This is a genomic window from Pseudarthrobacter sp. KH_020_B (assembly GCF_057840185.1).
Genome location: NZ_CM174506.1, coordinates 1,298,778 through 1,313,873 on the forward strand (window position 1 = coordinate 1,298,778; position 15,096 = coordinate 1,313,873).

A 15,096-nucleotide genomic window follows, 5' to 3' on the forward strand; every position below is an offset into this window, starting at 1 on the left:
TTTAGCCTGCGGATGAGACGAATACCACACCATGGCGCACTCGCGGGAGTTGGCGGAGTGTTCTGAAAGGGCAGTTCGCGGCTCGTCAGCTAAAGTAGCCGTGATGAGTACAGACAAAGTGACAAGCCCGGATTCACCCCTGAACCGCTTTATTGCGGTGATCCCGGCAGGCGGAGTGGGGACCCGCCTCTGGCCCCTGTCACGCGCAGCAGCTCCCAAATTCCTTCACGACCTCACCGGGTCGGGCAGCACTTTGCTGCGCGCCACCTACGACCGCCTTGAGCCGCTGGCGGGCAGTCGCGTCCTGGTGGTGACCGGCACTGCACACCGGGCTGCCGTCTGCCGGCAGCTGCCCGAAATCCAGGAGTCGGACCTTGTCCTGGAGAGCGAGCCCAAGGATTCCGGCGCCGCGATCGGCCTCGCCGCCGCCATCCTGTACGAGCGTGACCCGGACACCATCATGGGTTCCTTTGCCGCGGACCACGTCATCAGTCCTGACCACCTCTTCCAGCAGGCCGTCCGCGAGGCCATCCACACAGCAGCCGCCGGCAAGATCGTGACCATCGGCATCAAGCCGACCCACCCGTCCACCGGTTTTGGTTACATCCGCGCGGGCGAGGAACTCAACGTCGCAGGTGCGCCCAGCGCCCAGGCCGTGGTGGAGTTTGTGGAGAAGCCGGACGAGGAAGTTGCCCAGCAGTATGTGGACAGCGGCGAGTATGTCTGGAACGCAGGAATGTTCGTGGCTCCCGTTGCCCTGATGCTGCGGCACCTTGAGGCCAACCAGCCGGAGCTGTTCAAGGGACTGCAGGAAATCGCCCAGGCCTGGGACACCCCCGAACGCGATGCCGTCACGGCCCGCGTCTGGCCCACTCTGCCCAAGATTGCCATTGACTATGCGGTGGCCGAGCCTGCCGCCGCGGCCGGCGATGTTGCCGTTGTGCCCGGCACCTTCCGATGGGACGACGTCGGGGATTTCGCTTCGGTGGGCCGGCTCAACAGTGCCCGGGAAGTCGATGACGTCACCGTTATCGGTGAAGGCGCGCGCGTTTTCACCGAAAACGCCAGCGGCGTGGTGGTTTCGGACACGAAGCGCGTGATCGCCCTAATCGGCATTAAGGACGTAGTCATCGTTGATACGGGCGATGCCCTGCTGGTGACCACCAAGCAGCATGCGCAGCGGGTCAAGGGAGCCGTTGACGCGCTCAAGGCCAGTGGCGACACCGACGTTCTGTAACCCGGTCGGGAGTGTCCAGCCGCGGCACAATCTGTAACGCGCCCGCCGTGATGACGCTATTCCGTGGACGCTCGCTAGAGTAAATGAGTGCGTAATTACACTACTGAAGCCGAGCCCACCGCATTAGTGCGGCCATGGTTGGAACCCCTCCTGCCGGAACTGATCGACTTCCGCCGGGATCTGCACGCGCACCCCGAGCTTTCCTTCAAGGAATTCCGCACCACGGACAAGCTGGTGGAGCGGCTCGAAGCTGCAGGGCTCGCCCCGCGGCGGCTAGAAGGCACCGGCCTTACCGTCGATATCGGAGAGGGGCCCATCGCCACCGCGCTCCGCGGCGATATTGACGCCCTGCCCATCATCGAGGAAACCGGCCTGCCGTTTGCCTCAAAGAACCATGGTGTCACCCACGCCTGTGGCCACGACGTCCACACCGCCGCCATGCTCGGCGTCGCGCTCGTCCTGCAGAGCATGCACGAGGAGTCACCGCTGGGCGGTTCCGTCCGCATCATTTTCCAGCCTGCCGAGGAGACCATGCCCGGCGGCGCACTGTCCTGCATTGAGCAGGGCGTCCTGGACGGCGTGCCGCGCATCCTTGCGCTGCACTGCGACCCGAGGATCGACGTCGGACGCATCGGTACGCGCATCGGCGCCATCACGTCCGCCTCGGACACCATCAAGATCGAGCTGAGCGGCCGCGGCGGCCATACGTCCCGCCCGCACCTCACTGAGGACCTGGTCTTCGCCCTTGCGCAGATCGCCGTCAACGTCCCCGCCGTGCTTTCACGCCGGGTGGATGTCCGCAGCGGGGTGTCCGTGGTCTGGGGCCAGATCAATGCCGGCTCGGCACCCAATGCCATCCCGGGTACCGGTTACATGTCAGGCACCATGCGCTGCCTCGACCGCGATGCCTGGCATGACGCCGGCGAGCTCCTGGATGAAGTGGTGCAGCAGGTGGCCGCGCCCTATGGAGTGGATGTCCATCTGGAACACACCAGGGGTGTCCCGCCGGTGGTGAACTCCGAGGACGAGACGGCTCTGATCGAGGCCGCGGCCCGCGCGGAAATCGGTGAGGGCGCCGTGGTGCTGACGCCCCAGTCCATGGGTGGCGAGGACTTCGCCTGGTTCCTGGCGGAGCGTCCCGGAGCCATGATGCGCCTGGGCACCAAGACCCCCGGCGGAGAAGAGTACGACCTGCACCGCGGTGACTACATCCTGGACGAACGCGCCCTCGGCCTGGGCATCCAGGTCCTCACGGCGGCGGCCCTCCGGACCCTCCGCGACCTCTAGCCCCCTGGCGCGAACGGACACTTAAGCCCACACCTCCCGCGCGAACGGACACTTAAGCCCCCACCTCCCGCGCGAACGGACACTTAAGCCCCCACCTCCCGCGCGAACGGACACTTAAGCCCCCACCTCCCGCGCGAACGGACACTTAAGCCCCCACCTCCCGCGCGAACGGACACTTAAGCCCCCACCTCCCGCGCGAACGGACACTTAAGCCCCCTTGAAACATGGGGCTTAAGTGTTCGTTCGCGCATCCCCTTGGCCGGGTAAGTTGTGCACAATTGAATTGTGGACTATCGTCTAGGGTATGACTGAAGCCCCCCGCCTCGACCGCCAGGTGTGTTTTGCCCTGTACTCAGCGTCCCGCGCGGCAACAGCGGTCTACCGCCCCGTGCTGGAAGACCTCGGCCTGACGTACCCGCAGTATCTGGTGATGCTGGTCCTCTGGGAATCGGAGCCGAAGGGAGTCAAGGAGCTCGGCGAGGAGCTGGGCCTTGACTCCGGGACGCTGTCCCCGCTGCTCAAGCGTCTTGAGGCCATGGGGGTCGTGGAGCGCCGCCGGTCCGGGGAAGATGAGCGCCGTGTTGCAGTCCACCTGACGACGGCCGGACGCTTGCTCAGCAGCAAGGCCAGCGGGATTCCACGGCACTTGGCGGACGCCGCCGGGTTGTCAGCCGATGAGCTGGAACAGCTTCGCACCACTCTGGAAAGGCTCACCGAAGCCCTTCACCGCGCGCACTGAGCGCCCAAGATTTCCGTTATCCACATCCAACAGGACGGACCACCTATGAAGACTCTCTACACTGCCGAGGCCCTGGCTTCCGGCGAAGGCCGGGACGGTAACGCGCGTACCAACGACGGCAAGCTTGATGTCAGCCTGGCCAGCCCCGTAGAGCTGGGCGGTGACGGCAAGGGCACCAACCCGGAGCAGCTGTTTGCCGCCGGTTACGCGGCCTGCTTCCACTCGGCGCTTCGCCTCGTGGGACGCAAGGAGCGTGCAGACCTGACCGACTCAGCCGTCGCGGCCAAGATCCACTTTGGCGCCCTGAGCGACGGCGTGGGCTACGGCCTCGCAGCTGAACTGGAGATCGCGGTTCCGGCCCTGGACCTCGCCACGGCCGAGTCCCTGGTGGCCAAAGCGCATCAGATCTGCCCGTATTCGAACGCCACCCGCGGAAACATGACCGTGGACATCAAGATCCTGGAGTTCGCAGCATGAGCCTGACAACGGCACTTCCAACATCCACCCGGGAAATCCGCCTGGCCTCACGGCCGGTAGGGCGTCCCGTTTCCGAAAACTTCCTGCTGGCAGAGTCACCGCTGCCGGACCTTCAGGACGGCCAGGTCCTGGTCCGCAACCTCTACATCTCCGTGGACCCCTACATGCGCGGCCGCATGAACGACGTCAAGTCGTACTCGGCGCCGTTCGCTCTGGATGCAGCGCTCGACGGCGGCGCCATCGGTGAGGTCATCGCGTCCAGGGCGGAGGGGCGGAAGGTGGGGGACGCCGTCGTCCATCAACTGGGCTGGCGGGAACATGCCGTACTGGACGCAGACGCAACCGCTGCTGCCCGCACGGACCTTGCGCCGGCGTCGGCGTTCCTTGGCGCGCTGGGCATGACCGGACTGACGGCATACGCGGGCCTGCTCAAAGTGGCCGAGTTCAAACCCGGGGATGCCGTATTCGTGTCCGGTGCGGCGGGCGCCGTGGGCTCCCTTGTGGGCCAGATCGCCAAGGCGATGGGCGCTTCCAGGGTCATTGGCAGCGCGGGAACCCCGGAGAAAGTGGCGCGGCTCCTGGAGTTGGGCTTCGACGCCGCGTTCAACTACAACGACGGGCCGGTGCGGGAACTGCTTGTACAGGCCGCAGGACCCGCAGGTATCGACGTGTATTTCGACAACGTCGGCGGCGATCATCTGGAGGCTGCCCTGGCGGTCCTGAACGTGGGTGGCCGCGTGGCCATGTGTGGTGCGATTGCCCAGTACAACTCCACCGAACCCACGCCGGCGCCGCGGAACCTGGCGCTTGCCATCGGCAAACAGCTCACCCTACGGGGATTCCTGGTCAGCGGACAGCGCCAGCACAGCGCCGAATTCTTCGGGAAGATGTCAGCCTGGCTGGCGGACGGAACAGTGCGCTATGACGAGACCGTGGTGGATGGACTGGAGAATGCACCCCAGGCCTTCATGGACCTGCTCGACGGCGCGAACACCGGCAAGATGCTGGTGCGCCTCTAGCCTCCCCCTCCAGCGCGAACGGACACTTGAGGCCCCGCCGGGCGGGCCCCAAGTGTCCGTTCGCGCCTAATGGGAGAGGACGGAACCGCCGACTTCTACTGGTTGGTAACAAATTCTCAACAATCTTCGGGATCCGGCTCCAATGTGGTAGCGGATGTGTTGCAGGCCACTAATGTTGGTTCTATCAGAGCGCTTCGGCGCAGTGCTGCGGACCGTCAGTGAAAACAGAATTTCAGGGTTGAAACAGACACTCATTGAATTCACGTCGTAGCGCATCTCTCTTCATCCTGGAGGAATCTTGAAGACATCACTGCGTGCATACCTTAAGCGCGGTTCAGTTGCTGGCGTGGCCACCATGGGTGCTACCGCACTCCTGCTGACCAGCTGCGGTGCGCCTCCCGAAGCCGGCAGTCCCACAGCGACGGCCACGGACTACACCAGCTGCATCGTCTCCGACTCCGGCGGATTCGATGACCAGTCGTTCAACCAGTCCTCGTATGAGGGCCTGAAGAAGGCTGAAGCCGAGCTGGGCATCAAAGTCAACCAGGTTGAATCCCAGAGCAACAACGATTTTGAGCCGAACCTCCGTGCCATGGTCACCGCCGGCTGCGACCTCACCCTGACCATCGGCTTCCTGCTTGGTGACGCCACCAAGACACAAGCGACGGCAAACCCGGACAGCCACTTCGCGATCATCGACTTCGGCTACAACCCGCCGATCAGCAACGTCAAGCCCATCATCTACGACACCGCCCAGGCTGCCTTCCTGGCCGGGTACCTCGCTGCAGGCACCACCAAGACCGGAACCGTGGCCACCTTCGGCGGCATCAAGATCCCCACGGTAACTATCTTCATGGACGGCTATGCCGACGGCGTGAAGTACTACAACGAGAAAAAGGGCACCAGCGTCAAGGTCCTTGGCTGGGACAAGGCTGCACAGGACGGAAGCTTCACCGGCGACTTCACCAAACAGGACGTGGGCAAGCAGCTCACCCAGAACTTCCTTGACCAGGGCGCTGACATCGTGATGCCCGTTGCCGGTCCGGTGGGCAAGGGCTCCGGCGCAGCCCTGACCGAAGCGAAGGCGGCCGGCAAGGACGTCAAGCTCATCTGGGTTGACTCCGATGGCTTCCTGACTGCACCGGAATACAAGGACATCATGCTGTCCTCGGTCATGAAGCTTATGGGCGAGGCTGTACAGACCGTGGTGAAGGAAGACAAGGAAGGCAAGTTCACCAACACCCCGTACGTCGGCACACTGGCGAACGACGGCGTCCAGTTGGCCCCGTTCCACAGCTTCGACTCCCAGGTCCCAGCCGATCTGAAGTCCGAACTGGACCAGCTCAAGAAGGACATCGTGGACGGCAAGGTTAAGGTCGAGTCTGCGGCAAGCCCCAAGGCTTAGTCTCCCTCGCTAAGGCGCCACCCCCGGATGGTCACTGACTGGCCGGGTGGTGGCGCTTTTCGTTGGAGTTTCGCTCCACGGCGAGACCGCCCACCCGGGACTGCAGGCACTAGGCTGGTGCTGCAGCCATATATCCCGTCCGGTTTCGATTACGGACGCTTCGAGATTGGTCAGAGTTTTGAAACTTGAACTCAGAGGGATCACCAAACGCTTCGGCTCCCTGCTTGCCAACGATCACATAGACGTGGTGGTTGAACCCGGACAGATCCACTGTCTGCTGGGCGAGAACGGGGCCGGCAAATCCACCCTGATGAATGTGCTGTACGGGCTTTACGAGCCCACCGAGGGCGAAATCCTCGTTGACGACAATCCTGTTTCCTTCCGCGGTCCCGGTGACGCCATGGCCGCTGGCATCGGCATGGTGCACCAGCACTTTATGCTGGTGCCGGTCTTCACAGTTGCCGAGAACGTGGCCCTTGGAGCCGAGGCCACCACGGCCGGCGGCTTCCTCAACCTGGAAGTCACGCGCCGCAGGATCAAGGAAATCTCGGACCGCTACGGGTTCGACGTCGACCCGGACGCCCTCGTTGAGGACCTACCCGTCGGTGTCCAGCAGCGAGTGGAAATCATCAAGGCCCTGGTCCGTGACGCCAGTGTCCTGATCCTGGATGAACCAACGGCAGTGCTGACGCCGCAGGAAACCGACGAGCTGCTGGACATCATGCGCCAACTCAAGTCCGGCGGCACGTCGATCGTGTTCATCTCGCACAAGCTGCGCGAGGTGAAAGCCGTGTCGGACACCATCACCGTGATCCGGCGCGGCAAGGTAGTGGGGTCCGCCGACCCAGGCGACTCCACCACGGCGCTGGCCTCCATGATGGTGGGCCGCGCCGTCAGCCTCACACTGGACAAGGCCCCCGCCAAGCCCCTAGAGAAGACCTTCCAGGTCAAGGACCTCACCGTCATCGCTCCGAACGGGCAGCACACCGTTGACAGCATCAGCTTCGATATTGCCCGTGGCGAGATCCTTGCCGTCGCGGGCGTCCAGGGCAACGGCCAGACCGAGCTCACCGAGGCCATCCTTGGTCTGCAGGAGCGCGTCCACGGCTCCATCCTCCTGGACAACGTGGAGCTCGTTGGCCGCAGCGTGAAGGACGTCCTCAATTCCGGCGTCGGCTTCGTCCCGGAAGACCGGTCCGTTGACGGCCTCATCGGCACGTTCTCGATCGCTGAGAACCTTGTGCTTGACCGGTACGACCAGCCGCCGTTCGCCAAGGGCATCAGCATGAGCCCGGCGAAGGTCCTGGAGAACGCGAAATCGCGGATCGACGAGTTCGATGTCCGGACGCCCTCGGGCCTGCTGGCCGCCGGCACCCTCTCGGGCGGCAACCAGCAAAAGATGGTCATGGCGCGGGAACTGTCCCGGCCGCTGCGCCTCTTTATCGCCTCGCAGCCCACCCGCGGTGTGGACGTCGGCTCCATCGAGTTCCTGCACAAGCGGATCGTGGCTGAACGGGATCAGGGCACACCGGTCATGATCATCTCCACCGAGCTGGATGAGGTCATGGAACTCGCCGACCGGATCGCCGTGCTGTACAAGGGCAAGCTGATGGGAATCGTCCCCGCCGGCACCGGGCGCGGTGTCCTGGGCCTGATGATGGCAGGGATCTCCGCGGAAGACGCTGCCGGTGCTGACCACGCCGGCCCGGTGAAAGCTGACACGGCGGCCACTGAAACGCCCCCGGCCGACACGAAGGATGCCCCTGCCGCAGAACGCCGTGCAGCCTCCAGCCCCGAAGGAGGCGACCATGCCTGAAGAGCATCACCCTAAACATGCCGGCCAGCCCGCGAAACCGCACGAACAGAGCGTAGCGGCGGAAGAAACCGCCGCTGTGGTGGCCGTCGACACGGCCGGCGGCGCCATGAGCCCCTCGGCAGTGCCTGCCACCGCCCAAAGCGGGAAACTTCCCGGCGGCCCGGACACCCTCATGCGGAAAATCTTCACCGGCAACGGGATGGTCTCGGTCCTGGCCGTGCTGCTGGCACTGGTGATCGGCGGGCTGCTGATTGCCGCCACGGACGAGCGGGTCAGCACCGCGTCGGGGTACCTGTTTGCCCGGCCCACAGATTTCTTCTCGGCAGTGTGGAACTCCGCCACCCGGTCCTACGTGGCGCTGTTCCAGGGGTCCGTCTTCAACCCCAGAGGTTCCAGCCTGGCCGTCCAGTTCGCGCCCCTGATGGAGACCCTCACGATCGCGACACCGCTGATCACGGCGGGCCTGGGCGTTGCCCTCGCGTTCCGGGCGGGCCTGTTCAACATTGGTGCCCAGGGACAGATCATCATGGCCGGTATCCTCGCGGCCTGGGTTGGTTTTGCCCTGAACCTTCCCCTCGGCCTGCACCTGTTGCTGGTGCTGGTTGCAGGCCTTGTGGGCGGAGCCCTCTGGGGTGGCCTGGTTGGCCTCCTCAAGGCCCGGACGGGTGCCCACGAAGTCATCCTGACCATCATGTTCAACTACATCGCGCTCTACTTCCTGCGGTACTTGCTGAACACGCCGGCGTTCCAGCGGCCGGGGGAGTCCAACCCGATCTCGCCGATCCTGGATCCCACCGCAATCTACCCGCAGATTTTCGGCTCCCAGTACCGGCTGCACCTGGGCTTCGTCCTGGCCATCGCGGCCACCGTCCTGGTGTGGTGGCTGCTGAACCGGTCCACCGTCGGCTTTGAATTCCGGGCCGTCGGGGCCAACCCGAAGGCCGCGCTGACCGCCGGCATCAACGTTTCGCGGTCCACCATCCTGGTCATGGCAATAGCCGGCGCACTCGCCGGCATGTCCGGCGTGGCCCAGGTGGCCGGCACGGAAAAGGTCCTCACGGATGGGGTCGCGGCAACGTACGGCTTTGACGCCATCACGGTGGCGCTGCTGGGGCGTTCGACGCCGTGGGGCACCTTCGCTGCCGGCCTGCTGTTCGGCGCCTTCCGCGCCGGTGCCGCGCAGATGCAGATCCAGACCGGAACGCCCATCGACATTGTCCTTGTGGTCCAGTCGCTGATTGTCCTCTTTATCGCGGCTCCGCCGCTTGTGCGGGCAGTCTTCGGGTTGAACCCCCGCCGCAAGAAGCCGGCCAAGCCCGGGAAGTCCCAGCAGGCAGCAACCACCGGAGGCGCAGCATGAGCGCAACAGCAACATCGCCCCTGCCGGGACGCGGAACGCCCGGAACAGCGCCCGAGGCCAACGAGGCCCAGGCAACATCCGGCAAGCCGGTGCGCTGGAAAACCCCCGTCCTGCTGTCGGCGTTGGGTCTCGTGGCTTTTATTTTCTTTGGCCTGATGGGATCAGCGCAGACCGCAAGGTTCGGAATTTCCACCGGCGGGGATTTTTTCCAGCTTCCCGCCCTTGAAGTTCCTGCGATGGCGGGTGGCATCGTCCTCTCGGTCCTGATGCTTGGGCTTGCGGCCTATGCCGTCTATCTGAAGACCAAGGCCCGGCCCACGCCGGCCTGGCTGACCGTTGCCTTTACGGTGCTGTTTGTGGCAGCCTTCCTGATCTGGGTGGTGGGCGGTGCCCGGACACCCAGCATTTCGCTGGCCGGACTTATCGCCGGTTCGGTCACCCTGGCCGTCCCGCTGGTATTCGGCTCTTTGTCCGGCGTGCTGTGCGAGCGGGTCGGGGTAGTCAACATCGCCATCGAAGGCCAACTCCTGGGCGGCGCCTTCACCGCGGCAATCGTGGCCAGCATTACGCAGAACCCCTTCGTGGGCCTGCTCGCGGCCACTGTGGCCGGCGCGGCGGTGTCCATGGTGCTCGCTCTGTTCAGTATTAGGTACCTGGTCAACCAGATCATCGTCGGCGTGGTGCTCAACGTCCTGGTTTCCGGCCTCACCGGGTTCCTGTTCAGCACCGTGATGCAGGCGGACAAAGCCAAGTTCAACGCACCGCCCGGCCTGGACATCGTCGAGATTCCCGTCCTCTCGGGAATCCCGATCCTCGGCCCCATCCTGTTCAAGCAGTCGCTGGTGGGCTACCTGATGTACGTGGCGGTCATCGTTGTCTGGGTTGGGCTGTTCAAAACCAAGTGGGGCCTGCGGGTCCGCGCTGTGGGCGAACACCCGCAGGCTGCCGACACGATGGGCATCAAGGTCAATGCCACTCGCTTCTGGAACGTGACCCTGGGCGGTGCCATCGCAGGTATCGGTGGCTCGTTCTTCACGCTCGTGGCGATTGACAGTTTCACGAAGGAAATCTCCGGCGGACGAGGCTTCATCGCCCTCGCCGCGCTGATCTTCGGTCGCTGGAACCCCATCGGAGCGTTCTTCGCTGCCCTGCTGTTCGGCTTTGCGGACAACCTGCAAAGCATCGTGACCATCATCGGAACCCCGGTGCCGAGCCAGTTTATGGCCATGCTTCCCTATCTGGTGACCGTGCTGGCCGTGGCCGGGCTGGTGGGCCGGTCCAGGCCACCGGCGGCCAGCGGCATCCCGTACGTGAAGGGCTGAGCCTTGGCCGAGAGGTTCGTAGATTGGAAAGCCCTGGAATCGGCCGCGGTCGCCGCCATGGAACGGGCCTATGCGCCGTATTCGAAGTTCCCGGTGGGGGCGGCAGCCCTCACCGAGGACGGCCGGATCATCAGCGGCTGCAACGTCGAGAATGCCAGCTACGGCCTCACCCTGTGCGCCGAGTGCGCTTTGGTGGGGCAGCTCCACATGAGCGGCGGCGGCCGCCTGGCCGCCTTCTACTGTGTGGATTCCACAGGCAAGGTGCTCATGCCGTGCGGGCGCTGCCGACAACTGCTGTATGAGTTCCGGGCGCCGGGTATGCAGCTCATGACGACGCAAGGCATCAAGGCCATGGACCAGGTGCTGCCCGATGCCTTTGGTCCGGAAATCTGGAGGAACACCGATGACACAAGCAAGCGAACCGTTTGATGCTGTCCAGATCATCAGCATCAAGCGGGACCGGGGCGTCCTGAGCCCGGAGCAGATCGACTGGACCATTGACGCTTACACCCGCGGGGTCATCGCCGACGAACAGATGGCTGCCTTGAACATGGCCATCCTGCTCAACGGCATGGACCGCGTCGAAATTTCGCGCTGGACGGCGGCCATGATCGCGTCGGGTGAACGGATGGACTTCGGCGGCCTCCGGCGGCCCGACGGCGGCGTGAAGGCTACCAGCGACAAGCACTCCACCGGGGGAGTCGGGGACAAGATCACGCTGCCGCTGGCACCGCTGGTGGCAGTGTTCGGCGTGGCCGTGCCGCAGCTGTCCGGCCGCGGCCTTGGCCACACCGGAGGCACGCTGGACAAGCTGGAATCCATCCCCGGCTGGCGGGCGGCCCTGAGCAACGACGAAATGATGGCCCAGCTCCAGGACATCGGCGCCGTGATCTGCGCCGCCGGGGCGGGGCTGGCGCCGGCGGACAAGAAGCTCTACGCCCTGCGTGACGTTACCGGCACGGTGGAAGCGATACCGCTGATCGCCTCCTCGATCATGAGCAAGAAGATCGCCGAAGGCACAGGTTCCCTGGTCCTGGACGTCAAGGTGGGCAGCGGAGCCTTTATGAAGGACGAGGCCCGGGCACGCGAACTGGCCGAAACAATGGTGGCCCTCGGCAAGGACGCGGGTGTGAACACTGTGGCGCTTTTGACGAACATGAGCACCCCGCTCGGCCTCACTGCGGGCAACGCGATCGAAGTGGAGGAATCCGTTGAGGTCCTGGCCGGCGGCGGCCCGGAAGACGTCGTTGAACTTACGGTCCGGCTGGCCGAAGAGATGCTGGCCTGCGCGGGTGTCCACGACGCCGATCCGCGTGCCGCGTTGAAAGACGGCCGGGCCATGGACGTCTGGAACCGGATGATCGAAGCGCAGGGCGGGGATCCTCGCGCCAAGCTGCCGGTCGCCCAGGAATCCGAGGTCATTTTTGCCCCGGCCGACGGTGTCCTGGTGGAGCTCGATGCCTTGGCGGTGGGTGTTGCGGCGTGGCGCCTCGGGGCGGGGCGTGCCCGCAAGGAGGACGCTGTCCAGGCCGGTGCCGGGATCCGCATGCATGCAAAGCCCGGTGCCATGGTCCGCGCCGGCGAGCCGCTCATGACACTGCTCACGGACACGCCGGAGAAGTTCGCACGCGCCAAGGAAGCCCTGGAGCACGCCGTCACGATCGCCCCGGAAGGGGCACGGCCGGCGCAGCAGCTCATCATCGACCGAATAGCATAGGGAGCATGCAAGCCATCAATGAATTCATCCTCGCTGCCGCCGGGCAGCCGTGGGTGCTCCTCCTTGTGCTGGCCTGCTGCCTGATTGACGGGTTTTTCCCGCCTATCCCCAGCGAATCCGTGGTGGTGGGCCTGGCCGCCGTGGCTGCCACCGCGGACGTCCCCAACCCCTGGCTGCTGATGGCCGTCGCGGGCCTGGGCGCATTCTCGGGCGACAACATCGCCTACCTCATCGGACGCCGGGTCGGGACCCGGCGCTGGCACTGGATGCGCGGGCCGCGGATGCAAGGCGCATTCCGCTGGGCAGGGCACGAGCTGAGGAAACGGCCAGCGTCGCTCATCCTCGTGGCCCGGTTCATCCCCATCGGCAGGGTTGCCGTCAACCTCACCGCTGGCGTGACCCACTATCCGCATCTGCGTTTCGTTGGCCTGACAGTCCTCTCCGCCACTCTCTGGGCCTCCTACTCGGTGGGTATCGGGCTGTTCTTCGGCCAGTGGTTTGAGGACAACCATCTGCTGGGCGCGGCCATCGCGATCGTCTGCGCCGTGGGCCTTGGAATCGTGGTGGACCTGGTCATCAACCGCATCCGGGGAAAGGTTCCGGTGGTGGAACGGATGGAGGATCCTGAGGCCAGGGATTCCGGGACCCGAACGTAGCGAACCACGTCCCGGGCATGGGACACTGAAGAGCGATTTACGTCACATCCGGCTTCATCATTTCGTCTAGGAGCAAGACCCGCGTGGAGTTTATTAATGAGGCCGTGCTCCATGCAGCGGGCCAATGGTGGATCTACCCGGTCCTTCTTGTGTTCTTCTTCATTGACGGCTTCGCCATGGTGGTCCCCAGCGAGACGCTGATCGTGGCGCTGGCCGCGTTTTCCCGGCACAGCGGTGAACCGAATCTCTGGATCCTGGGCGCCACAGCACTGATCGGTGCCATTGCCGGTGACAACATGGCCTTTATGCTCGGCCGCAGGATCGGCCTTGACCGCTGGAAATGGATGCGCCGTCCCAAAGTGCAGAAGGCCTTCGGCTGGGCACGGTATGAACTCGAAAAACGCGGCGCCGTCCTGATTTTCACGGCGCGCTACATTCCCTGGGGGCGGGTGGCGGTCAACTATGTTGCCGGCAGCACCGGCTTCGCGCACCGCCGGTTCTTCCTGCTGGACGCCTTCGCCTGCATCACGTGGGTGGGGTACTCCATCGGCATCGGGATCCTGGCCAGTTCGTTCCCCTGGCTCCACCACAACCCGCTGCTCAGCGCAGGCATTGCCGTAGTGTTCGCCATCGTGCTGGGCATCCTGATCGACCACCTCCTGCGCTGGTGGCACAATCACCTGGCCCGCAACGACGCCGAGACTGTGGATGAATGGCTTGACGGCGGCCCGGAAGGGTCCGTGCCCGCGCACACCGGGGCGTCACCGTTGCTGGCTTCCTCCCCGGCTGAGGCGGAGCAGCTCGGGAAGTAGCGGCTGGCATAAGCCGCCCGCCGACCCTAAGGTTGGATGGTGACTGAGCCTATTGTTGACGCCGCCCCTGCCATCGATTTCGACCTGAAGAGCCTGCCTAAGGTTTCGCTCCACGACCACCTGGACGGTGGTCTCCGTCCAGCGACCATCATCGAACTGGCCGAGGCCATTGGCCACAAGCTGCCCTCCACCGATCCTGTGGCCCTGGGCGAGTGGTTCCGCGAGTCCGCGGATTCCGGCTCGCTGGTCCGCTACCTGGAGACGTTCGACCACACGGTCGCCGTGATGCAGACCAAGGAAGGCCTCATCCGCGTCGCCAAGGAATTCGTCGAGGACCTCGCGGACGACGGCGTGGTGTACGGCGAAGTGCGCTGGGCGCCGGAGCAGCACCTCCAGAACGGCCTGTCCCTGGACGAGGTTGTTGACGCAGTCCAGGAAGGCCTCGAAGCCGGCGTGGACGCCGTGACCGAAAGCGGCCGCGAAATCCAGGTGGGCCAGCTGATCACCGCCATGCGCCACGCAGACCGTGGCCAGGAAATCGCCGAACTGGCTGTCCGTCACCGCAACAAGGGCGCTGTGGGCTTTGACATCGCCGGAGCTGAAGACGGCTTCCTCCCGTCCCGGTTCAAAGACGTCTTCACCTACCTCGCCCAGCACAACTTCCCCGCTACGGTGCACGCCGGCGAGGCCGCCGGACTCGAAAGCATCCAGTCCGCCCTCGTGGACGGCCGGGCACTGCGCCTGGGCCACGGCGTCCGCATCGCCGAAGACATCATGGTGGAGTTCGACGACGAAGACGACGACGCCGCGGCGAGCGACGAAGACAGCATCGGCCTGGTCACACTGGGCGACCTGTCCAGCTGGATCCGCGACCGCGGCATCGCCCTGGAGATCTGCCCGTCGTCGAACCTCCAGACCGGAGCGATCGCCGGATTCGGCGAGGGCATCGAGAGCCACCCGCTGGACATGCTGTACCAGCTGGGCTTCAACGTCACCATCAACACCGACAACCGGCTGATGAGCGGCGTCACCCTGACGGACGAGTTCGAGCTTCTCGTGGAAACCTTCGACTACGACCTCGACGATCTGCTGGAGCTCACGCTCAACGCTGCCGAGGCGTCCTTCCTGCCGCTCGAAGAGAAGGAAGCGTTGGTGGAGTACATCAACGACGCCTACGACAACCTTGGCTGAGCCGGCTCCCATCGATCGGCTGGTCGCCGAGGTGGCCCAGCTGCGCGAGCACTGCCCG

General features: G+C 64.8%; 14 protein-coding genes. All 14 read left to right on the plus strand.

Going from position 1 to position 15,096, the window contains the following annotated elements:
* Window positions 1-103: 103 nt before the first annotated feature.
* The 14 genes from AC3IT0_RS06195 to AC3IT0_RS06260 all read left to right on the plus strand — a co-directional run bounded on the left by AC3IT0_RS06195 (window position 104) and on the right by AC3IT0_RS06260 (window position 15,038).
* Window positions 104-1,237, plus strand: a complete 1,134-nt coding sequence (locus tag AC3IT0_RS06195) for a mannose-1-phosphate guanylyltransferase (protein WP_489322886.1) — start codon at window positions 104-106, stop codon at window positions 1,235-1,237.
* A gap of 87 nt (window positions 1,238-1,324) precedes the next feature.
* The gene (locus AC3IT0_RS06200; protein WP_489322887.1) at window positions 1,325-2,524 is read left to right on the plus strand and encodes an amidohydrolase; all 1,200 of its coding nucleotides are present in this window, start codon (window positions 1,325-1,327) and stop codon (window positions 2,522-2,524) included.
* 304 nt (window positions 2,525-2,828) lie between these two features.
* Window positions 2,829-3,263, plus strand: coding sequence for a MarR family winged helix-turn-helix transcriptional regulator (locus AC3IT0_RS06205; RefSeq protein WP_489322888.1), 435 nt, complete (start codon window positions 2,829-2,831; stop codon window positions 3,261-3,263).
* 45 nt (window positions 3,264-3,308) lie between these two features.
* On the plus strand, window positions 3,309-3,740 hold the full coding sequence (locus tag AC3IT0_RS06210; RefSeq protein ID WP_489322889.1) for an organic hydroperoxide resistance protein: 432 nt from the start codon (window positions 3,309-3,311) through the stop codon (window positions 3,738-3,740).
* Entirely contained in the window at window positions 3,737-4,759 is a 1,023-nt protein-coding gene (locus tag AC3IT0_RS06215; RefSeq protein ID WP_489322890.1) for an NADP-dependent oxidoreductase, read from the plus strand. Before AC3IT0_RS06210 ends, AC3IT0_RS06215 begins: the two co-directional genes overlap by 4 nt.
* Window positions 4,760-5,057: 298 nt before the next feature.
* Complete coding sequence (locus AC3IT0_RS06220) at window positions 5,058-6,164, plus strand: BMP family lipoprotein (protein ID WP_489322891.1); 1,107 nt, start codon at window positions 5,058-5,060, stop codon at window positions 6,162-6,164.
* A 178-nt stretch (window positions 6,165-6,342) separates the two neighbouring features.
* Window positions 6,343-7,980, plus strand: coding sequence for an ABC transporter ATP-binding protein (locus AC3IT0_RS06225; protein WP_489322892.1), 1,638 nt, complete (start codon window positions 6,343-6,345; stop codon window positions 7,978-7,980).
* Window positions 7,973-9,340, plus strand: coding sequence for an ABC transporter permease (locus AC3IT0_RS06230; RefSeq protein WP_489322893.1), 1,368 nt, complete (start codon window positions 7,973-7,975; stop codon window positions 9,338-9,340). The genes AC3IT0_RS06225 and AC3IT0_RS06230 overlap by 8 nt, the downstream gene beginning before the upstream one ends.
* Window positions 9,337-10,662, plus strand: a complete 1,326-nt coding sequence (locus AC3IT0_RS06235) for an ABC transporter permease (RefSeq protein WP_489322894.1) — start codon at window positions 9,337-9,339, stop codon at window positions 10,660-10,662. Before AC3IT0_RS06230 ends, AC3IT0_RS06235 begins: the two co-directional genes overlap by 4 nt.
* Before the next feature lie 57 nt (window positions 10,663-10,719).
* Complete coding sequence (locus AC3IT0_RS06240) at window positions 10,720-11,091, plus strand: cytidine deaminase (RefSeq protein ID WP_489323727.1); 372 nt, start codon at window positions 10,720-10,722, stop codon at window positions 11,089-11,091.
* Window positions 11,066-12,379: a thymidine phosphorylase gene (locus tag AC3IT0_RS06245; protein WP_489322895.1), complete on the plus strand. Its 1,314-nt coding sequence runs from the start codon at window positions 11,066-11,068 to the stop codon at window positions 12,377-12,379. Before AC3IT0_RS06240 ends, AC3IT0_RS06245 begins: the two co-directional genes overlap by 26 nt.
* Window positions 12,380-12,384: 5 nt before the next feature.
* The gene (locus AC3IT0_RS06250) at window positions 12,385-13,035 is read left to right on the plus strand and encodes a DedA family protein (RefSeq protein ID WP_489322896.1); all 651 of its coding nucleotides are present in this window, start codon (window positions 12,385-12,387) and stop codon (window positions 13,033-13,035) included.
* Window positions 13,036-13,118: 83 nt separating this feature from the next.
* A complete protein-coding gene (locus tag AC3IT0_RS06255; RefSeq protein ID WP_489322897.1) occupies window positions 13,119-13,847 on the plus strand; it encodes a DedA family protein in 729 nt (242 codons plus the stop codon).
* Window positions 13,848-13,886: 39 nt separating this feature from the next.
* A complete protein-coding gene (locus tag AC3IT0_RS06260) occupies window positions 13,887-15,038 on the plus strand; it encodes an adenosine deaminase (RefSeq protein WP_489322898.1) in 1,152 nt (383 codons plus the stop codon).
* The last annotated feature ends 58 nt before the right edge of the window (window positions 15,039-15,096 follow it).